Annotated in this window: 13 protein-coding genes; 7 read left to right on the forward strand and 6 right to left on the reverse strand. The window is 57.3% G+C overall.

All coding sequences use genetic code 11. The features are described from left to right. Positions 1 to 357: 357 nt before the first annotated feature. The 6 genes from RRU01S_RS10640 to RRU01S_RS10665 all read left to right on the forward strand — a co-directional run bounded on the left by RRU01S_RS10640 (position 358) and on the right by RRU01S_RS10665 (position 10,751). Positions 358 to 5,805, forward strand: a complete 5,448-nt coding sequence (locus RRU01S_RS10640) for a PDDEXK-like endonuclease domain-containing protein (RefSeq protein WP_045230270.1) — start codon at positions 358 to 360, stop codon at positions 5,803 to 5,805. A gap of 157 nt (positions 5,806 to 5,962) precedes the next feature. Continuing rightward, a complete protein-coding gene (locus RRU01S_RS10645) occupies positions 5,963 to 6,436 on the forward strand; it encodes a hypothetical protein (RefSeq protein WP_131367787.1) in 474 nt (157 codons plus the stop codon). A 48-nt stretch (positions 6,437 to 6,484) separates the two neighbouring features. After that, complete coding sequence (locus tag RRU01S_RS10650) at positions 6,485 to 6,757, forward strand: hypothetical protein (protein ID WP_045230272.1); 273 nt, start codon at positions 6,485 to 6,487, stop codon at positions 6,755 to 6,757. Between the two features lie 191 nt (positions 6,758 to 6,948). Beyond that, a complete protein-coding gene (locus tag RRU01S_RS10655; protein WP_234936060.1) occupies positions 6,949 to 7,956 on the forward strand; it encodes an SIR2 family protein in 1,008 nt (335 codons plus the stop codon). Then, positions 7,949 to 9,667: an ATP-binding protein gene (locus RRU01S_RS10660; protein ID WP_045230274.1), complete on the forward strand. Its 1,719-nt coding sequence runs from the start codon at positions 7,949 to 7,951 to the stop codon at positions 9,665 to 9,667. Before RRU01S_RS10655 ends, RRU01S_RS10660 begins: the two co-directional genes overlap by 8 nt. 562 nt (positions 9,668 to 10,229) lie before the next feature. Next, positions 10,230 to 10,751, forward strand: a complete 522-nt coding sequence (locus RRU01S_RS10665) for a hypothetical protein (protein WP_131367788.1) — start codon at positions 10,230 to 10,232, stop codon at positions 10,749 to 10,751. Between the two features lie 56 nt (positions 10,752 to 10,807). On the opposite strand, the gene RRU01S_RS10670 is transcribed toward RRU01S_RS10665, so the two are convergent. The 5 genes from RRU01S_RS10670 to RRU01S_RS10695 all read right to left on the reverse strand — a co-directional run bounded on the left by RRU01S_RS10670 (position 10,808) and on the right by RRU01S_RS10695 (position 19,200). Continuing rightward, positions 10,808 to 11,794: a CBASS cGAMP-activated phospholipase gene (locus RRU01S_RS10670; RefSeq protein ID WP_052816057.1), complete on the reverse strand. Its 987-nt coding sequence runs from the start codon at positions 11,792 to 11,794 to the stop codon at positions 10,808 to 10,810. A 49-nt stretch (positions 11,795 to 11,843) separates the two neighbouring features. Then, positions 11,844 to 12,332, reverse strand: a complete 489-nt coding sequence (locus RRU01S_RS25820) for a type II CBASS E2 protein (RefSeq protein WP_052816060.1) — start codon at positions 12,330 to 12,332, stop codon at positions 11,844 to 11,846. Next, positions 12,316 to 13,569 carry an SMODS domain-containing nucleotidyltransferase gene (locus tag RRU01S_RS10680; protein WP_045230277.1) on the reverse strand — a complete coding sequence of 418 codons (1,254 nt, stop codon included), beginning with the start codon at positions 13,567 to 13,569 and terminating at the stop codon, positions 12,316 to 12,318. The genes RRU01S_RS25820 and RRU01S_RS10680 overlap by 17 nt, the downstream gene beginning before the upstream one ends. 297 nt (positions 13,570 to 13,866) lie before the next feature. Further along, complete coding sequence (locus RRU01S_RS10685; RefSeq protein ID WP_045230278.1) at positions 13,867 to 17,667, reverse strand: vitamin B12-dependent ribonucleotide reductase; 3,801 nt, start codon at positions 17,665 to 17,667, stop codon at positions 13,867 to 13,869. Between the two features lie 633 nt (positions 17,668 to 18,300). Then, complete coding sequence (locus RRU01S_RS10695) at positions 18,301 to 19,200, reverse strand: DMT family transporter (RefSeq protein WP_045230280.1); 900 nt, start codon at positions 19,198 to 19,200, stop codon at positions 18,301 to 18,303. A 125-nt stretch (positions 19,201 to 19,325) separates the two neighbouring features. Between RRU01S_RS10695 and RRU01S_RS10700 the strand changes: the two genes are divergently transcribed. Then, positions 19,326 to 20,063 (forward strand): ArsR/SmtB family transcription factor, encoded by a 738-nt coding sequence (locus RRU01S_RS10700; protein ID WP_045230281.1) that lies wholly within the window; start codon positions 19,326 to 19,328, stop codon positions 20,061 to 20,063. Between the two features lie 37 nt (positions 20,064 to 20,100). On the opposite strand, the gene gpt is transcribed toward RRU01S_RS10700, so the two are convergent. Further along, positions 20,101 to 20,598, reverse strand: coding sequence for a xanthine phosphoribosyltransferase (gene gpt / locus RRU01S_RS10705; protein WP_045230282.1), 498 nt, complete (start codon positions 20,596 to 20,598; stop codon positions 20,101 to 20,103). Positions 20,599 to 20,664 lie beyond the last annotated feature (66 nt).

Here is a 20,664-nt window from a genome sequence, read left to right on the forward strand (position 1 = left end):
CCGACACATACAACGACTGCCTTAACGGTTCAGAATTTCGGTTTACGGCGGCCCCTATTGGGCAATCTTCGAATTCATCATCGCGGTGCGTTGGACACGTCGCAACCTGGTTTGCTGTCGTGAGAAGGTTAGGTTTGTGGAGCTAGAGGTCTTCGACATCAAAGCCACGAATGATTTTTTGTATATCCAAGGTTTGCTTGGCGGTGCTCGGGACTGCGTCTTTCTCGGGTTAGTACTATAAATTTAGCCTCAAGCGACTGCTGTTGGAAATTAACGATCTCTAATACTTCCACCTTGATCATAGGTTGTGACTGTGGGACACAAATACTATCTCAAATCAGCAATGGACTTGATTCCATGAACGAGCATGCCAGTCCTCCGTTCCGCGACTTCTCAAAGCTTGTCGCCAGTAAAATTGAGGATATCCGCCCCCGACTTCTCGACCTCACGTCAAGAAATCCGCTCGTCAACATGAGTTTTGACGGACGGTCGGCAAGTCAGATCAGAGTTGTCGACGAGCTGCCCGATCGGATTTTCTACAGCATTAACAACGACGGTTCATTGAAGTTCAGGTCACTCCCGTCATTGGAAGAGGATGCGAAGGACGAACTGGCCCCAAAATTCGTTGAAGCCGTATCGATCGCTCTGCGGACCGACGAGGAATACATAGAGACGAGCAAGGCGCTCGATCCCGAGGCACTAGACTATCCTGATCGGATCAGAAAGGCCGAGCGCGCGCTCCGAGATAGGGTTCGTGACAGTCTCGGAATGCCAAAGAGGGTCACGCGCAAGGACGAGTCCCTAGCGCAGCATGCAAAAAACAACGGCATCAATCCGAGCTTCGAGCTTCCGCCTCCCGACGACGTGGTCAACGACGACCGTTACGAAGACGACACTATCCAGACGCTGCTGCTAGCACCAGATCTCGAGCGAAAAATGAATGCGCTCGTGACCAAGGGGAGGACTGCCCAGCAGGAAACTGGTCTCAACTTGCTGCGCGGTGCGTTTGGCTTCCTAGAATGGAAGGATCCCGCCCGCACCGATGATCGCGTCTATCTTTCACCTCTCGTTCTTGCTCCAGTCGTGGTCGAGCGGAAGAAGACGCCCGGAGGCCCGGTGTTCTCGGTTCAGGGGACAGGAGAGGAGGCGGAAACCAACCTAGTCCTGCGGGAGAAATTCAAGCGTGAATTCAATATCGACCTCCCATTATTCCAGGGCGGATCGCTCGAGGAATACTTTGAGGAGATCGCTGACATTCGGCATGCCAAGCTTCCCTGGCAGGTGCGGCGACGGATAACGTTCTCGGTATTCCCGGCGGCACGTATGGCAATGTACGAAGACCTGGACTCGAGTTCGTCCGACTTCTCAAAGAACGCCATCGTTGAATCCATCCTTGTGGGATCGGAAACTTCCGAGGCGGGCGCGGTTGCAGAAGAGTATGAGGTCGACGCACCTGATGTCGAGGCTGAAGTTCCGCATTTAGTGAAGAAGGCGGATGCAAGTCAGTTCAGCGTTCTTGTTGACGTTGCCAGAGGAAAGAACCTGGCGGTTGAAGGCCCACCGGGAACCGGCAAGTCTGACACCATCGTCAATGCGATAGCGACGGCGCTCTCGAAAGGCAAGAAAGTTCTGTTCGTCGCGGAGAAGTCAGCCGCTCTGGAAGTCGTGCAAAGCCGCCTGGAGGCTGTTGGCCTGGGCGAGTTCGTCCTGCCGCTCCTGGCCGGACGAAGCTCCAAAGACGAATTCATGCGTTCCGTGCGAGAGCGCATAGGCGTGCGAGAGAGGCTGCCCGCGGAGTTGAAGGAAAACAGGGATCGCTTCATCGCGGTGAGGGAGAGCCTGTCACGGTACGTCGCCATTCTCTCAAGCGAGTGGGACGGCACAGGCGAAACCGTGCACCGCGTTCTAGGGCGCGCGATTGCCACACAGCATCTGCTGGACGCGATGTCGCCCGTGGCCCTGTCAGAGCATTCACTCCCATCCCGGGAGTTCAGGCGTCACGAGATTGAAGAGCTAGTAGCCCAGACGAAATGGCTTTCAGATTTAAGTTCGTCCTCAGTCGCTGACCGTTTGCATTGGCAGGGTACCAGCAACCTCGATACGAGCCAGTTCAAGACGTCGGCAGTCCTCGCGCTAACCCACAGATCAGCCGAAGCTTACGAGCAGCTCAAGGGTGCAGCGGACAGACTTTTGGGACTTGGCCTGGAGGACGATCTCTCGCTGGCAGACATATCCGACCTCGAGAGTTTGGCGGCTTCCGTCCGCGAGCTTGTCGAGGGGGAATTTTCCGATTCAGAAGTGACGATAGCGACGTACGCCTTCCCGGGCGAAATCTCGAACTTCTTCAAGGATTGCGATGCGGCGCGCTTGCTCGCAAGCAGACTGTCTACGGAACTGGTTGATCCGCACGGCGAGGACATCGTTCAGAAGCTAGACCGGATCAATGAGATCATCCGCGCTTCTGGTCTGAAGTCCTTGGATGCGGCTGGTCGCTCCATGGAGATATCGGCGTTGGAGTCGACGATCACCGATTTGGGAAAAATGCTTGCAACGGCTGACGAGTTCATCTCTCAACATCCGCCGGCGGCGGGCTGGACTGTGGGGTCGCTTGGAAAAGCCGCCGATATCGTTGCCTCGGCCCGTGTCGACGTATTGCGTATGCGATCGACCATTCTTGCGGACGCTGGTGCCGTTGCCACATTGAAGTCGATGGTAGAGGCCGGAATTGCCCTGCGGGACAAGCGGCGCACTTTGGAAGGACACCTGTCTTTGCGATCGGATGTTCGAGCATCCGATATTGATCGGCATCTCGGCGCGATCCGAGGGGCGGGCGCTTTCAGCTTCCTGTCATCGACGTTCAAGGATGCGAAGTCCTTTTATCTCACGATCTCGAAAGCTGGGAAGTTCGACAAGCAGCTAGCGATTCAGAACCTTGTTTCAGCGCGGGATCAAATCGAAGAAGAGTCCCGATTCAGTGCTCGCGCGACGAACAGCGGCGTGTTCGGAACTCGGTTCGATGGCATTGACACAGACTTCGAGAGCTTCGGCGAACTGACGGCCTTTTACGAGAACGTGGATGCTCAGCTCGGCGGCTTCAACAATCGGGAAGTGCGTGACTTCCTGAGAAGCGAGATCGTTGACACTCTGGTCAACACCCCATCTCTTCCGGGCTTGCCGTCCGAGGCCGTACTTCGCGACCTGTCGGAAACCCGTGCGAAGCTCGAAACGAAGCTTGAGGATTTGAAATCCACCGACACGGAGCTGAGACTGCTCACTCAGATATTCCATCGCCATGCAGCAGTCACCAGTTCGGATCTACGCGTAGTCGCAAACGAGGTTCGCGAACTCCAGGATATCGTTGGAAGCCTTGATCGCAGCGAACTTGCCTCGGTGCTTGGCGGTCACTTCCAAGGCTGGAAGAGCAAGCCAGATACAATCGATTACCTGGTTGAAGTCGCGCACCTGCTTCAGAAGAATCGTTATGGAAGCGCATTGGCCTCGGCGGCGCACAAGGGTTACCTCCAGGAATTGCTTTCGTCATCAAAAGTCGCACACCAAGCTGCCGAAAATGCGCAGGCGCTCCTTGCGCGGCTTTCTGTCGAAGGTCTCCTCGACATGGACGCCAAGATCAAAAAGCTGACATACGCCCAGGCGGCAGCATATCTTTCAGCCGCTTCCAGCGACGCAGAAGCCCTCGCACACTGGACGAACGTTGCCAGGTCGAGGTCTGAGATCGCCCGCATGGGCCTTCTCGAGACGGTCGACCTCCTGGTGAGGCAGGCGGGTACGATAGACGTCTCCGGCCATGTGGAGGCAATGCTTCGTCGCGCTGCTGCTGGCCGGGTCTATGACAAGTACGGGCGAGAGCTTGCGAACTATTCGGGACGGCAGCTCGAGGCTCTGCGCGCAAGATTGAAGTCGCTTGATGACGAGATCATGCTTCTTTCCCGCAAGGCGCTGCGCCACCAGTTGATTTCCACATCCCGTCCGCCTGCAGGGAACGCACGTGGACGAGTCGCCGAATATACCGAAATGGGTCTGATCGAGCTTTTGGCAGGACAGAAGAAGATTAGGGTTCCGGTACGGGACATTACAAAGCGGGCAGGGCGCGCCCTCCTAGCTCTCAAGCCCTGCTGGATGATGTCGCCTCTCGCGGTGGCTCAGTACATCCAGAAGAATACCTTGGAGTTCGACATCTGCATCATCGACGAAGCCTCGCAGATGCCGCCGGAGGACGCCATCGGTGCCTTGTTCAGAAGCAGGCAGGCGATGATTGTAGGCGACACCCAGCAGCTTCCACCAACCAACTTCTTCCACAAGAGCATCGCAGACACTGCCGACGATGAAGAAACCGACGCAGTGACGGAGGAGTCGGTTCTCGAAATGGCAAACAGCGCGTTCCGGCCGCGCCGAATGCTTACTTGGCACTACCGATCAAAGCATTCGGGCCTCATCAGGTTTTCAAACAGCTTGATCTACCGGGACAGACTGACCGTCTTTCCGTCTGCAAACGAAGATAATCCGAGAATGGGTGTATCCCTGGTGCAGACTGGTGGCATCTACAAGGCAGGCGTGAATACAACGGAAGCGCATGCAGTCGTTGAGGCAGCGTTGAACTTCATGCGTCATGATCCGAGCCGGTCGCTGGGCATCGTCGCGGTCAACAAGGCTCAGTCCGACTACATCAACGAACGTATCCAGTATGAGATTGCACGAGACAGCGCCGCCGGAGAATTTGTTGACAGGTGGCTACACGAACGCGATGGCCTTGAGGAGTTCTTCGTCAAGAACCTTGAAAACGTGCAGGGAGACGAGCGCGACGTAATCTTCGTGTCAACTGTCTACGGCCCACCGTCGGAAGGCGGCAAGGTGGCGCAACATTTCGGCCCCATCGCTGGTCCCACGGGACGCAGACGTCTGAATGTGCTGTTCTCCCGGGCAAAGGAGCAGATCAAGACCTTCACGTCGATGACGCCTTCGGACATCACAGCCGAGGAGACCGGAAACGCAGGTGCCTGGATGCTCAAACGCTGGCTAGAGTACAGTGCGGGTGGCCCTCTGCAGGCGGGAACCGGGACGCATGGCGCGTTTGACTCTCCGCTTGAGGAGTTTGTCGCTGCCCAGATCGAGTCCATGGGATGTGTAGCGGTACCGCAGGTCGGGGCAGGCGGCTACTCCATAGATCTGGGTGTCCGGCATCCGCAGTGGCCGCATGGCTTCCTCATGGGCGTCGAATGCGACGGAGCGACCTACCACTCATCACGATCTGCTCGTGATCGTGACCGTCATCGTCAGGAGATTCTAGAGAGCCTTGGCTGGAACATTCACCGTATCTGGTCGACCGACTGGTTCGACGATCCGAGGCGGGAGGCGGAGAGGCTCCGAACGGCTATCAGCGCTCGCTTGGAGCAATTAAAAACGAGACTCGCGGAGCGGGCAGTCGTGACGACCCCGACGCCGCTTCCCACGGCCACGACAGCAGCAATCGAAAATGTCGGTCGCACAGCGATCGAACAGCTTGTGCTACCAGTGGACATCCCTCGAGAGAAGTCTGATCGCCCCACGCCAGCGGCAGTGAAAAGCGGCACCGTGCGCCTCGGAAGCAAAGTCCGCTTGCGGTACCTAGATCGTGGTCAGGAGACCTACCAGTTCACCATCGTCAAAGATCCCAGCGCGCCAGAAAAGGGATTGGTCAATCGAAGCGCTCCCCTAGCAAAGGCGGTTCTGGATGCAGAGGCAGGAGACGAGTTGGAAATACTGCTTGGGAGCCTGATCAGAAAAGCAGTGGTCGAGAGCGTGGGCTAGAATTCGTGGCGGGGGGACGTCCGCCAACCAGGATTAACTTCAGGAGGAATTTTAGGTGCGAATACCATTCATTACGCTCATGCTCTGCCTCACGGCTGGCACGACGCAAGCAGATACTCTCGCCGATCTACGAGCATGCAAGGCAGAGAGCGACTCTTTGAAACGGCTGACGTGTTTCGACGCCATTGATGTTTCAGGCTCGGAGGGGACTGCTGCCGCGCCGTCGGTATCAGGTGTTGTAAGCACCTCTGCAAAGGCAACCGTGGAACTGGTCAATGCGAAGTTACGCGTCCAGCGGAAAAACTATCAAAGCCAGATATTCAACGACCGCATCGAACTCATCCCCAGTTTCAAGAACTCATCGAAGAAGACGGTCGTGGCGATAGCTCACACCGTATCCATCACCGACGCTTTCGGGGACAAGATCATCGATGGTGATAGCAAGCTGGACATCAAGATTCCTCCAGGGAAAACGATAGTGAGCGAGACCTTCTATACTTGGGAGGATAACCCCTTCATCCAGGGTGAGCCTTATGACAAGCTGAGCGGACCCGTCTCGACGGGGACCGCGAAAGCGGTGCTCAATGTGACTGAGGTGATATACTCTGACGGTACGTCGGAGAGTTTTTGATACGGCGAAGAGGTGCCGTTGGTTTTGCGACAATAGCCAAGAGAACTCGTGATTCAAAAGCGATACTCGTTTAGGCGGGTTGCGGAAATCGACAGCGTCGGCAACGCCCGCGACGACGAGGCCGGTCACGACAGCTTCAAGTTCTTCCGGCAAGGCACCCGCAACCTCGAGATAGTTATGGGAAGGCGACGCTCCAGTGATCACATGCTCCAACTAGCTAGTTTCGAATTTCTCCGCGGGCTTGGCGATGGCCACGAGATCGGATTGCAATCGCTGGGGCTCGTGGCAACGTTCGAGGCAAAAATGGGGAATCGACTTTGAGGATCAAGAGTTCACAGGGTACCGGGCATTGGATCCAAGTTCAGCAACCCGACGATGACAGGCCAGATCCGGCGACAGCCGACATTGGGCGTGTACTGTCTTCCGCGGTCCGAGCACAGAACCTGGTCATCCTGACGGGCCTCGGGACGTCCTTGTGCGTCTTAAAGGACGGAAAAAGGGCGGCACCTACGATGTGGGATTTGCTTTCGCGGATTAAAAAAATATTCAACACCGCAGACATCGTCGATGGGGCATCCGAGGGTGCACGTTGGAGGTCTTTCGTAGCATTTGCGAACGTCCCAGAAGATACCGAGGACCTCGAGCTTTTGATGTCGCGGGCAACGACGGCAGCCGACTTTTTGCCCGATAACGACGCGAAGAAAGTGCGCATGCTTATTGATATAGCGGAGGAAATCATCCGAGACGAAGTCAATTTCATGGACGAAACGATCAAAGTTCCGGTGCATGAGGCGTTTCTACGAAGAGTGGCCCGCAGGTCGGCACGACGCGCCCGGACGAAGATCTTCACGACGAATTACGATACGTGCTTCGAGACCGCAGCGAGACGATCCGCGTTCGTCGTCGTTGATGGCTTCGCTTTCGGAAGCGAGGCGTATTTTGACTCGTCGCAGTTTTCCTACGACGTTGTGCGCCGTGCGGCGGGGGAGGAGAAGTCTGATTTCATTGAAAACCTGTTTCACCTTTACAAGATCCACGGATCTATAGACTGGGAATTTAATCAAACGTCCGGGCAGATCGCCAAGAGGCCCGACACGAAGAAACCGCTGCTGATCTACCCAAAGTCTACGAAGTACGAACTGTCATTCAGTCAGCCCTATATCGAGATGATGGGGACCTTCCAGGCAGCTCTGCGCGCGCCCAACACCACACTCCTTGTCATCGGCTTCGGGTTTAATGACAAGCACATTTCGGAACCTATTCTTGGCGCCATCAAAGCCAACCTGTCGCTTAACGTCGTGGTGATAAACCCCGACGTGGAGGAAGCCAGCGACGGCGGGGCGAAAAGCAACGGCTATCTGAGCGCTGTAGGGTCGCTGATCGACAATGGCGATGCGAGACTGGCGTTGATAGCGGGCAAGTTCGAGGAAATCGTTCCGATGGTCCCGGACGTTATTGCGGAGACGGAACTTGAGCGGCATGCCGAGCGCGTCCGGAACATAGGACGCGCAAATGGTTGATGCAGCCCCCATTTATCCTTTTGAACGTTCCCGCTATTTGGGTTCGGTGTCGCGCGTCAGCCCTCTTGGGGTGCGGGTAAACTTTCCTTTCGCGACAGAGGTTTCTCCTTCTCAATATGCTGGGCATCGTGTCACTAGAGGACAGGTGGGCGAATTCGTCGTTATAGAATCCTTTGGAAGCGCCATTATAGGTCGGATCACGGAAATCCAGCTTCCTGATCGCGACCGCCTGTCGGTAGAGCCGGAAAGGAATGAGGGCGACGAGGTCGCCAATCCTATCGGCATGATTAAGCTCTTGGGTTCCGTCGATTTGAACTCACGTCAGTCGAGCCGCGGTATTGGAGAAGTTCCGAGGGTAGGGGATTACGTCTACCTCGCGCACCCGGATTTTGTACGCCACGCGATCGTGTCGACGACGGGAGCCAAGGGTGGGCTAATCGAAATCGGACATCTCAGCGGAGCTCCAGAGACGCGTATTTCGCTTTCTCCTGCGTCGATCTTCGGACGGCACTGTGCGGTTCTTGGAACAACGGGCGGCGGCAAGAGCTGGTCGACAGCGCGGCTGGTCGAACAAGTCGCGAACCGTGGCGGAAAGGTTGTCCTGCTCGATCCTACAGGCGAATACCACACGCTCAAAGGCAGGGTTAGGCATGTCCATCTCGGCGGGACACGCAACAGCGATGCCGACCCACGCGAATTCGTGTCTTTTCCATATTTTCATCTCACAGAAATGGATCTGTTCGCGTTTCTCCAGCCAAGCCCTGGCGTGCAAGCTCCAAAACTGCGCGAAGCCTTACAGAGCCTGAAATTGGTGCAGCTTGAACCAGGGCTTCTGGATGAGGGATCAACCATCCTGCTCAAGGAGGAACGAGCATGGAAACCTGTCAACCGGGCGATCGTCGAACACGATCGGAAGCTGCACGCGCCATCAGCCTTCTTTGCTTTTAAAGACCTCGTCCAGCAGGTGTTAGCGGAATGCGTTTATCCTTCGTCGAATAAAGAAGGGTTGAAAAATCACTGGGGCGGTAGACACCAGAACTCTTTCGACAGTTGCGTCACGCTTTGCATGAGGATCACCACCTTCCAGAAGTCGCAACCGATGGTGCCAGTATTTGCTCCACCAGCTTATATGACTGATTTGACCAAGGTCATCAGTGAATTTCTGTCAGATCCTGAAACTGCAGTCTTGCGAGTCTCGATGAGGTATCTGGCTTTTGAGCAGCATACCCGCGAACTCGTGGTGAATGCGATCGGGAGGTATCTACTCAATCGGGCGAGGAACGGGGATTTTCATAACGTTCCGCTTGTCGTCGCGATCGATGAGGCTCACCAGTTTCTGAACAAGAGCATCGGAGACGATAACAACAAGGTGACGCTAGACGCTTTCGCGCTTATCGCAAAGGAAGGCCGGAAATATGGTCTGACCTGTCTTCTCGCGACTCAGAGACCACGTGACATCCCAGAAGACGTGCTGTCGCAGATCGGTATGTTCGTCGTTCACCGTCTAATCAACGAGCGGGACCAATCAGTCGTGATAAACGCGAGCGGGGTCCTCGATCAGTCGACGGCCGCCTTCTTGCCAAATCTTAGAGATGGCGAAGCGTTGATAGTCGGCGCGGATTCGATCATGCCGATGCCCATCATTCTAAATCAGCCTATCAACAAGCCTGGCCTTGAGGAGAATATCGTTAAGACCTGGATGTCAACATAGGCGCCAAAACCTACCGCTTTGGACAATGGTGAAGTTTGTCCGCCGTGCTCGGTTAGAGATTGAGCAGCGCAATTTGCGGCCATATCCTCACGCCACTGAGTTTCTATGGTACCAATCTACCTTCCAACTCGAGCTAGATGCCATTGGTGAGGTAGTCCTTTGACACCCCCCCCGTCGAAGTAAGATCCAATCCTCTTTCAACCAGCGTGGATCCGGAGCCAGCGGATTTCGGCGCGGCACCCTTTCCGCCTCATGCCCTCCACCTGAGCGTGAACGGGCCTTCGTCGGACAGGCGAGTTTGATGCAACGATGGTTGATCAGAAGTAAATCCTTGGACGAGCATTTTCGTTTGCGCGTTCGAGGAGTCTTAGAGGAACACTCTTCAAGAGTGCCGGGCAACAAACAGCCCACATGAGAGAAAATACGTGCATGGCATGTGATATCGATGAATTGGAGGTTCACAACTTTTCGGGTCGGACCCATGCGGGCGTTGTCTACAGCGTGGGTGATAAGTGGTGTTGCAGACGGTGACAGAGACGCTGCGCAGGCGTTCGCGACCCTATTGGAACCGGACGAGGAGCAGGGATGGACGGTAGTACTCGAAAAACGGTCGCGCGAGAACGGACATTTGTGGGGCCCGAGCGTCGTGGGCAATGGGTTGGGACTGACCTACGCCGAGGCCGAGCAAGTCGCCTACATCTTCCACACGGAGGGCGAAGTGGAATTTGAATTTCACAGTTGGGTCGCCTTGAGCATCTGGGGTGGCGTGGAATTCAGTCAGATTGTGGCAACGCTCAGCGAGCGTTATGACGAGCGGCGCCGGGTGGTTTTTACGAAAGAGGAGAGCGGCTGGTACGCCACAGGAGGAATAGAAATCTGGGATGCTGACGTCAAGTGGTTCCTCGGTACGCATATTGGGTTCCGATTCCCGGAAGAGGGCTACGGCGACCTCGAGAGCATCCGCGGGCTGGCCTACGAATGGGTGATCCAGCCGGCGCTAGCTGATACAGACCGTGCCTCCGCGTGGTGGCTGAGGCGGTGCACCAAGGAAGTCCTCAAGAGCAAGGTCGCCTACCTGCGCTGAGGTGAAGCCGCTTGATTATCGACCAAAAGTCGAGCTCGTGAGGTGGATCTGACTCTTCACAGATCTGATCGGTGTCGAGGCCCGTGGAGGGCCCCGTACCTAGGACGAACATCGGCGAAGAATTCGGCGAGCCGCGTGCCATGAAGATCAACCAGCCGGGCAGCGAGCCCTGGTAGCTCGGTTGCGGCCCGGTGGTAGTCGTCGAGCTCGATGGCATCGGGCGTAGGCTCTCCATCGACTCGTAGTAGATGGTCGCGACCAATAAGAAGTCCTGCCTGCCCCAGCGCGTTCTGGCTCTGGAGCCTCATCGCCGAGGAGATGATTTCTTTCCAGTGCCAAATGCCGCCCCGCGACATTTGATGTTGCGAGAACGGGAAATCGGATTCGACGCACCCCAGCGACAATATACTGATGTCCCTGCGGTCGATCTCGTAGCAAGCCAACGCGTCGACTAGCGCGGTCATGACAGGATTGTTGGCCCAGACGCCACCGTCGGCGAAATGCCGGTCCCCGTTCTTGTAGGTGGAGAAGAACGTCGGCGCGGCAGAAGTGGAAAGTGCGACATCAAGCATCGTTTCCTTCCAGTCCCGCTGATAGTCGACGTGGTGAGGCGTCTTGAACAGATGGACCTCGTTGTATTCGTCGAAAGACGGGATTACCAGCCGCCGCTCTGCATCACCCAGAAGCTTGCCTTTGAACGTTGCCAGTAGGTTTCGCCGCAGCGCCTCGCGCTCGTACCTGTAGCGGTTCAGGTTGCGCAGGAAGTGCCAGGTCGATTGAACCCTCTGCATCGTTCTGTTGCGGTACCGACGTCGGGGAGGGAATATTTCAGAGCCATAGTCCATGTAGATCGCAAGGATGTCGCGCGCTGGAATGCCGACTGACAGGCCGAGGGCTATGATGCCGCCGGTCGAGGTGCCGCTGATGTAGTCGAAGAACTCGCCAGCGGGCCGACCGTCGCAGAAACGGTCTTCGCAGAGAGCGAGAACAGCCGCCGGAAGGATTCCCCGGATGCCGCCACCGTCGATCGATAGGATGCGCATGTCCGCCGCATTCCAGGGAAGCCGGGGACGCAGATCCAGCCTCGTACCCTCAGACCTTCGCGATCTCGGCGGAGGCGGAGCTTTCTCCTGCATTGCCTTCATCTCCTTCATGGCGGGCCGGGCCGAACCAGATGGTACTGACCCTCCAGGCCTCGTACCAATACAGCCACGTGCTCGACCATGGGACAGTGGTTTCGGCCAGATAGTCGCAGATCGACCACTCTTGATCCGGATCGAACAAGCAAAGGCAAGGGTCGCCCGCTCTCTGATTTCCCCTCGGCCAGTAGACATGCGGTAATTCACCATCGGTGTTCGGCATGAGTTGCGGGCTGTCAATGAAGACCCGAGGCTGGACCTGCTTGACCGTCGTGTTGTCGAGCAGTTTCGGGACCCGGTAGAATATCCGAACGCGATAGCTGGTCTTGTTCGGTCGCAAGTTTCCGATCCATGTCGCTGTTCGATCATCCTTCCGCGAGACCTTCCAGTCTGGCCACACTGCGCTCATACGCTCGATCTGGCGGTCAATCGACAGGATCATCAAGGAAGCCACCCATGTCTGTGTTCGCTCTCAATGGAACAGTCAGGCCAGCGAGAGCCGGTGCTGCCAGCGCGCTCCGTACCGCGCCGGACTTTGCGATCCCGAGCAAGTTCTGTTTCGCGAGTGTGCCTTGCCCACGATAATGGTCTTCAAATGCGCGCTCCGCTGGTGTCTCCCCGAACAGCTCCTTGAGGATGTTCTTGAGCTGCCGGGGGTCCCATTCGCGGCCACGCAGAAGTCTCAGATTCCGAACGAGACGGACGAGGTCGTCGCGCCATAGCCTTTGGGCCGTTCGGTTTTCTGGCCACCTGTCGGAGAATATGTCGGCAGGGTGAGCCGGATTGACGATCACCAGGGTCATCAAGTTTCTCTCCGCCTGCTCGATCTCGCCTTGCATGTGCGTTGCGATCGCAATCAGTTCGTCAGTGAGACTGTCACTCATCTGTCCGGCATCAAGAGCCATCGCGGCTATGATGACCGATGGCGGCCAACGGCCTTCGCGGTCGCGAAACTGGATGTCGCGGAAACGCTTGAGCAACTGGATCGCCACGAGCCGGGGTGACTTCTCCTCGATGGGGACGTGGTCCGGCATCGGCTGCGTCTCGGCGCGCTCCTGGAGCATTCCATCCGAAAGTAGCCGTCGCGTCCGGTAGCGGGATGCGAATACGTCACTGGATTTGATGCGAGCATTGAAATGCAGGGTGAAGGCCTTGGGGTTGACCTCCTTCGCATACTTCTCATCAAGTTTAGGGTTGTGGTGAAACAGAACGCCCGATCGCTCAGGACCGCCTAGGATGCGGGCTACTGGCATGAGATCGACGGTGACACCGTCTGGATAGGTGACCGTCACGCAACGCGAGTTCCGTATCACTTTGAACTCGTAGTAGCGGCTACCCGGCTCGCCCTTGACGGCCTTGAAGAGCTGATCAAGCATCCACGCGGGATCTGTGCCAATCGGGTAATCGACTTCGATCACAACGTCGACATCATGCTGCATGGATCTCACATGCGAGTAGATGGCTGCAGCTATTGAGAAGGAGCCGGAGGGATAGCACTCCAGCACTTTGCCTTCGAGCGGACTTCTCTTGCGGTCGACATGAGCGCAGAGGCCCATGAAGTGGTCGGCCGCTTCCTCGTGCTTGGTCTTGGGGACTTGGATTCGTCTGGCGACGTCGATCAGTATTCCGTCGAGAGGATCAATGGTGGCTGCGAGATCGAGGTTGATGAGTATTCCCATGCCATTGTCTCCTTCGACAGAGCGCTCGCGCTCTACTGTTCTATGCGGCTATTCCGCGGCGTTCCTCATCCCCCGATGAATTAAAGTCTGCTGTCTCAGTGTTTTATCGGCCGCCGAAGCGGCCAATAAGATTTCTGTCAGTGCGCCAATGCGCTGGTTTTAATGACACTAGGATGACTTAATGACAAACCCAGTGGCTCCCTACAGTCACACCAAGTGTTTGCGGATGGCTGTGACAAAGTTCACGTCATTGCGACAAAGTTCGTGTCACCCTACAGCGTTACACACAGCTTCAAATCAGCTGCAACCACTCGTCGCACCGCAAGTATCGCACTTCTCGCAAGTCCCATTTCTCACCATCGTGAAATTCTGGCACTCTCCGCACATGTTGCCTGTATACCCTTGAGCAATCGAGCGGATGCGGCGTTCGGCTTCCTTCTTTTTGGCTTCCGTCTTGGCAGAGGCGGCGTCGGCTGCTGCCTTGTCGGAGAAGAGGGCCGTTGCGGCCTGTTCGGATTCGGTGGCGAGGCCTTCTTCGAGTTCGACCGATTCCTTGGCGCGTTCCTCGTAGTCACGCTTGAAGGCGACGACTTCGGAGGTGGAGATGGCCACGGTGGGTTCCAGTTTGCGGACCGTGTTGCCGGAGATCTGCGTGACCGTGCCCGACGCTCGCGCAGGGGCTGCCGTGGCCGAACCCTTTGGCTCGGAGGAGGCGCGCTCGGGGGTGTTGGAGACGAGCGTTGGCTTGTAACCGCGGGTCCAGCCGGTGGAGACGAGGTTGGTCTTGCCTTCTTCGATGCCCTTGCCGAGTGCCGTCTGCGAGAAGTCGGACGTATCCACATGGGCCAGATCGTGACGGCCGAGGTAGGAGACGGCGAGTTCGCGGAAGACGTAGTCGAGGATCGATGTCGCGTTCTTGATCGCATCGTTGCCGATGACCATGCCGGCTGGCTCGAACTTGGTGAAGGTGAAGGCCTCCACATATTCTTCCAGCGGCACGCCATATTGCAGGCCAAGCGAGATGGCGATGGCGAAGTTGTTCATCATCGCACGGAAAGCAGCGCCTTCCTTGTGCATGTCGATGAAGATTTCGCCGATGCGACCATCACCGAATTCGCCGGTGCGCAGATAGACTTTGTGTCCACCCACGGCTGCCTTCTGGGTGTAACCCTGGCGGCGGTTCGGCAGTTTTTCACGCTCGCGGCTGACACGCTCGACAACGCGCTCGATGATCTTTTCGGTGATGGTGACGGCCTGGGCTGCCTGTGGCTGAGCGATCAGTTCTTCCATCGCATCTTCGTTGTCATCATCTTCGACCAGCGAAGCATTGAGCGGCTGGCTGAGCTTGGAACCATCGCGGTAGAGAGCGTTGGCCTTCAGTGCCAGCTTCCAGGACAGCATGTAGGCTGCGCCGCAATCTTCCACCGTTGCATCATTCGGCATGTTGATGGTCTTGGAAATCGCACCCGAGATGAAGGGCTGCGCTGCCGCCATCATGCGGATGTGGCTTTCGACCGAGAGGTAACGCTTGCCGATCTTGCCGCATGGGTTGGCGCAATCGAAGACAGGCAGATGCTCGTCTTTCAGGAACGGTGCGCCTTCAAGCGTCATCGCGCCGCAGACATGCACGTTGGCCGCTTCGATGTCCTTCTTGGCAAAGCCGAGATGTTCCAGCAGGTTGAAGCTCATGTCAGCGAGCTGCTCGTCGGAAACCTTCAGGGTATCTTTCAGGAAGTCGGCGCCGAGCGTCCACTGGTTGAAGACGAACTTGATGTCGAAGGCGGCCTTCAGCGCGCCGTTGACGGCTTCGATCTTGTCATCGGTAAAGCCCTTGGCGCGCAGCGTCGATGGGTTGACGGCAGGTGCCTGGTTGAGGTTGCCGTGGCCGACAGCGTAGGCTTCGATTTCGGCGATCTGGCTTTCCGAGTAACCGAGCGAGCGCAGGGATTCTGGAACCGCGCGGTTGATGATCTTGAAGTAACCGCCACCGGCCAGCTTCTTGAACTTCACCAGCGCAAAGTCAGGCTCGATGCCGGTCGTGTCGCAATCCATGACGAGGCCGATCGTGCCTGTCGGCGCGATAACGGTGGTCTGGGCGTTGCGGTAGCCGTTCTTCTCGCCAAGCTCCAGAGCCTTGTCCCATGCGGCAACCGCGTGGGTGATGAGGTCTGCGTCCGTGCAATCAGTGTGGATGAGCGGAACGGGGTTTACCGACAGGCCTTCGTAGCCATAGGCGATGCCCTGAGCGGCGCGGCGGTGGTTGCGGATGACCCGCAGCATGTTGTCGCGGTTCGGCGCAAAGCCCGGGAAGGGGCCGAGTTCGCCAGCCATTTCAGCCGATGTTGCGTAGGAAACGCCGGTCATGATGGCGGTCAAGGCACCGGCAATCGCACGGCCTTCATCGCTATCGTATGGGATGCCGGAGGACATCAGCAGGCCGCCGATGTTGGCATAGCCGAGGCCGAGCGTGCGGTATTCGTAGGAGCGTTCGGCAATTTCCTTGGATGGGAACTGCGCCATCATGACGGAAACTTCGAGAACGACGGTCCACAGGCGAACGGCGTGTTCGTAATCAGCAATGTCGATGTTCTTGGTCTTGGCGTCCTTGAACTGAAGCAGGTTCAGCGAGGCAAGGTTGCAGGCCGTATCGTCAAGGAACATGTATTCCGAGCAGGGGTTGGATGCGCGGATGGGGCCTGCGGCTGGCGATGTGTGCCAGTCGTTCATGGTGGTGTTGAAGTGCAGGCCGGGGTCAGCCGATGCCCATGCGGCGTGGGAAATCTTTTCCCAGAGCGCGCGTGCCTTCAGCGTCTTCATGACCTTGCCGTCCTTACGGGCGGTCAGGTTCCAGTCGCCATCGTCTTCCACGGCGCGCAGGAAGTCATCCTTCAGTGACACGGAGTTGTTGGAGTTCTGGCCAGATACCGTGAGGTAGGCTTCCGAATCCCAATCGGTGTCGTAGGTCTTGAATTCGATGTCCTTGTAGCCCTGCTGGGCGAACTGGATGACGCGCTTGACGTAGTTTTCCGGCACCATGTCCTTCTTGGCAGCGCGGATTTCGCGCTTGAGGGCAGGGTTCTTGGCAGGGTCGAAACAATCGCCGTTATCGGCTTCGCAATTGACGCAGGCCTTCATGATGGCCTTGAGGTGCTTGGCGACGATCTTGGAACCGGTGACCAGAGCGGCAACCTTCTGCTCCTCGTTCACCTTCCAGTCGATGTAGGCTTCGATATCGGGGTGGTCGGCATCGACGACGACCATCTTGGCCGCACGGCGGGTGGTGCCGCCGGACTTGATGGCACCGGCTGCGCGGTCACCGATCTTGAGGAAGCTCATGAGGCCGGAAGAACGTCCGCCGCCCGAAAGCTTCTCGCCTTCGCCGCGCAGGTAGGAGAAGTTGGAGCCGGTGCCGGAGCCGTATTTGAACAGGCGCGCTTCACGCACCCACAGGTCCATGATGCCGCCTTCATTGACCAGATCGTCTTCTACGGACTGGATGAAGCAGGCATGCGGCTGGGGATGTTCGTAGGACGACTTGGACTTGGTCAGCTTGCCGGTGAAGGGGTCGACATAGAAGTGGCCCTGGCCAGGACCATCAATGCCATAGGCCCAGTGCAGGCCGGTGTTGAACCACTGTGGAGAGTTCGGCGCAACGCGCTGGGTGGCCAGCATGTAGGCAAGCTCATCCTTGAAGGCGGACGCATCTTCTTCGGTCGAGAAATATTTGCCCTTCCAGCCCCAGTAAGCCCATGTACCGGCCAGACGGTCGAAAACCTGACGCGCATCGATTTCAGAACCGTAACGCTCGTCTTCGGGAATGTCCTTCATCGCCTTTTCATCGGCAACGGAGCGCCAGAGGAAGGAAGGAACGTCGTTCTCCTCGACCTTCTTCAGGCGCGCAGGGACGCCAGCCTTGCGGAAATATTTCTGCGCCAGAACGTCTGTCGCAACCTGGGAGAACTGCGCGGGAACGTCGATATCCGCCAGGCGGAAAACGATGGAGCCGTCCGGGTTCTTGATCTCGCTGATACCCTTGCGGAATTCGATCTCCGCATAAGCAGACTGGCCGGGCTTGGTAAAGCGGCGTTCGATGCGCATTGTTTGGTCCTCGTTTCGTGGCGCCTGTGAGCAGGGCGCAAAAATTCTCTCCCGCGTCGCGCCTCGTACGCGCCGCTGGTCTTTGCCGATATGATCAGGATCGTCATCGGTGGATGACGCATCCTCTATCTCGTGGTGATTTCGACTGCAAGCATACTATATATAGTATTAACAGTTTGTTGTCGCCATATATTCCGCATGTGTTTTGGCGAAAAAGCCAGCTCACAGACAAATCCGTGCCATCACCCCTTCATGGATGAGAACGCAGACCAACGCGTGAACTGAAACTGAAAAGAACCAGAGGTGGGACACCCGATTCTGTTGCCGCCGCAACATGAGGACACCATGTGAAAATGCGCTGATTCCGTCAAGGCCTAGTTTGAAAGGGTTTGTTAACCACCAGATATTGTGTATGAGCCTGTGGAAAACGGGGAAAGAAAAACCCTCTATAAATATCAGGCACTTGGGCGACGCCCGCGCGATTTCGCATCGCATGCTGTTGATATGGAATGCCGGTTTTCCGGGCCTTTTCGCAACTGCGGCAAAAAGGCGACACTTTGAGTTTTCCACCGGTCGGGGCGCAAAGAGTGGGAGAAAAATGAAGCCGGCACACAATCAGTAGAGGCACCGCGTTCAGGCTGGCCGGGTCTTTCTCTCGGGCAGCGTCATGGAGAAGACGCCAATGACGACGAGCACAAGACCGATCCATGCGGTCGGGGGCAGGCTTTCACCGAGAAAAATGACGCCGATGGCAACACCGATCGGCACACGCAGATAGGCCTGTGATGTGGTGCCGACGGAACCGAGTGTGCGGATCAGCCGGTAATAGATCACGAAGGCGAGCGCCGTGGAAAAGACGGAAAGCGCCAGAAGCGCGAGGATGGACGTTGCCGAGGGCGACAGCGTCCATGGGTGATCGACGATGAGGCTGAGGGGTGCCAAGAGTGCGGCCCCGCATAGAAGCGAACCGGCGGCCGGCATCATTGGATCGAGGCCCCTGAAATTCTTGCCGAAGATGACGGCTCCTGCATAACAGACGCTGGCGGCGATGACGGCGAGCTGTGCCAGCAATTCCTTGCCGACACCATTGAGGGCCTGCACGCCGACGATGAGCACGATGCCGCTGAACCCGGCGGCGATGCCCGCCATCTTGCGGCCGCTGACGGGTTCGTGGCGGATGAAAAGCACCGTCATAAGAAAGGCGAAGACCGGCGTGGTGGAGTTGAGAATGACCGCAAGCCCGGCATCCGTGGTGGTTTCGGCCCAGGCAATGAGGGTGAAGGGAACGGCGGTGTTGAGGCAGGCCTGAATGAAGAAGCGTTTCCACGTGGCAGCATCACGCGGCAGACGCAGCCCGCGGATGCGCAGGACGATGAGGAGAACCGTGGCGGCAATCAGTGTTCTGGCGGCAATCAACGTAACCGGTGGAATGGTGGCGACGCCCAGCTTGATGAAGGTATAGGCCGCACCCCACAGCGTGGCGAGTGTGAGAAGGAGGGCTAGCTCCCTGGTGATATTGCCGTTGGCGGTCATGCGTTCGTTCCTTGCTGCACGTCTGTCTGACAACGGTGTTAGCCGCAAAGGCAGCCGGAATGCTTCGGCGGTGGCCGAACTGTGGATGGCTGACAGGGTTAGACCATGCTGCTACGATCTGTCCCATGACAAATTTTGCTTCCGGTAACGCAATCGCCACTGTCGCAAGCCTGATCGGTGATGCGGCACGCGCCAATATGTTGTCTGCCCTGATGGGCGGTCAAGCCTTGACGGCGGGCGAACTGTCACGCCATGCGGGCGTAACGACCCAGACGACGAGTGGTCATCTGTCGCGCCTGACCGATGCGCGGCTGCTGACCGTGGAAAAACAGGGTAGACATCGTTATTATCGGCTGGCCTCGGCAGAGGTGGCGCAGGCCATCGACGCGCTGATGGCGCTTGCCTCCAGCGGGCCGAAACGCCACCACCCGATCGGGCCGAAAGACGATGCCTTGCGCATGGCCCGCACCTGTTACGACCATATGGCGGGCAGGCTTGCGGTGGCTTTGGCCGATGCGCTGTGCGACAAATCCTATGTGGTGGTTTCAGACAGCGCGGCGCTGGTAACGGAAGAGGGGCAAAGATTCTTCTGTGATTTCGGGCTATATCTGAAACCGCAGGGCAGTTCTAAACGACCGCTGTGCCGGGCGTGTCTGGACTGGAGCGAACGGCGGATGCATCTGGCTGGAAAGCTCGGGGCAGGGTTGCTCGACCGCTTCACCGCATTGGGCTGGGTTGCCCGAATACCCGAGACACGCGCTTTGCGCGTGACGCCAGCAGGAGAGGTGGGTTTTCGCACCACATTCGGATTGACGGCGGACTGGCGCTCGCCTTTGGTCACCGCAATAAAAAATGACGGCTGAGAGAGCCGTCATTGTCTTGTGCGATCGCTCGTAACAGTCAGCCCGGTGCGCCCTTGGCGATGGGTTCCTGATAGGTGAAGCCGAGGTCCCAGGGGAAGTAGATCCAGGTGTCCTGGCTGACCTCGGTGATGAAGGTGTCGATGGTGGGGACGCCTGTGGGCTTGGCGTAGACGCAGGCGAAGTGGGCTTTTGGTAGCATTTCGCGCACTTCGAGCGCCGTCTTGCCGGTGTCGGTGAGGTCGTCGACAACGAGAATGCCTTCGCCTTGTCTTTCCATCAATTCCGGCGAGATGCCCTTAAGCAGCAGCGTATCGCCCTGATTGACGTAATCATGGCGCGTGGCGATGCAGACGGTGTCGATGAGGCGGATGTTGAGTTCGCGCGAGATGATGGCGGCGGGCACGAGGCCGCCACGGGTGATGCAGACGATGGCGCGGAACTCCTGGTTCAGGCCGGCCAGACGCCATGCCAGCGCACGGGCATCGCGGTGAAATTGATCCCAGGAAACGGGAAAAGCTTTATCGGGAAGGGACATGAGGTGTCTACCATCTGGTCAAAATTGTCGATGGCTTTGGCTAATAGCGGCAAGAATGGCTGAAAG

This window comes from Agrobacterium rubi TR3 = NBRC 13261, from assembly GCF_000739935.1.
Lineage (GTDB): Bacteria > Pseudomonadota > Alphaproteobacteria > Rhizobiales > Rhizobiaceae > Agrobacterium > Agrobacterium rubi.

Coding starts and splice junctions, on each gene's coding strand:
- gpt (WP_045230282.1), bottom strand. CDS start 20,598: ATGTCCCTTCCCGATAAAGCTTTTCCCGTTTCCTGGGATCAATTTCAC.
- RRU01S_RS10700 (WP_045230281.1), top strand. CDS start 19,326: ATGACAAATTTTGCTTCCGGTAACGCAATCGCCACTGTCGCAAGCCTG.
- RRU01S_RS10655 (WP_234936060.1), top strand. CDS start 6,949: ATGTGGGATTTGCTTTCGCGGATTAAAAAAATATTCAACACCGCAGAC.
- RRU01S_RS10695 (WP_045230280.1), bottom strand. CDS start 19,200: ATGACCGCCAACGGCAATATCACCAGGGAGCTAGCCCTCCTTCTCACA.
- RRU01S_RS10685 (WP_045230278.1), bottom strand. CDS start 17,667: ATGCGCATCGAACGCCGCTTTACCAAGCCCGGCCAGTCTGCTTATGCG.
- RRU01S_RS25820 (WP_052816060.1), bottom strand. CDS start 12,332: ATGATCCTGTCGATTGACCGCCAGATCGAGCGTATGAGCGCAGTGTGG.
- RRU01S_RS10680 (WP_045230277.1), bottom strand. CDS start 13,569: ATGGGAATACTCATCAACCTCGATCTCGCAGCCACCATTGATCCTCTC.
- RRU01S_RS10670 (WP_052816057.1), bottom strand. CDS start 11,794: ATGCGCATCCTATCGATCGACGGTGGCGGCATCCGGGGAATCCTTCCG.
- RRU01S_RS10660 (WP_045230274.1), top strand. CDS start 7,949: ATGGTTGATGCAGCCCCCATTTATCCTTTTGAACGTTCCCGCTATTTG.
- RRU01S_RS10640 (WP_045230270.1), top strand. CDS start 358: ATGAACGAGCATGCCAGTCCTCCGTTCCGCGACTTCTCAAAGCTTGTC.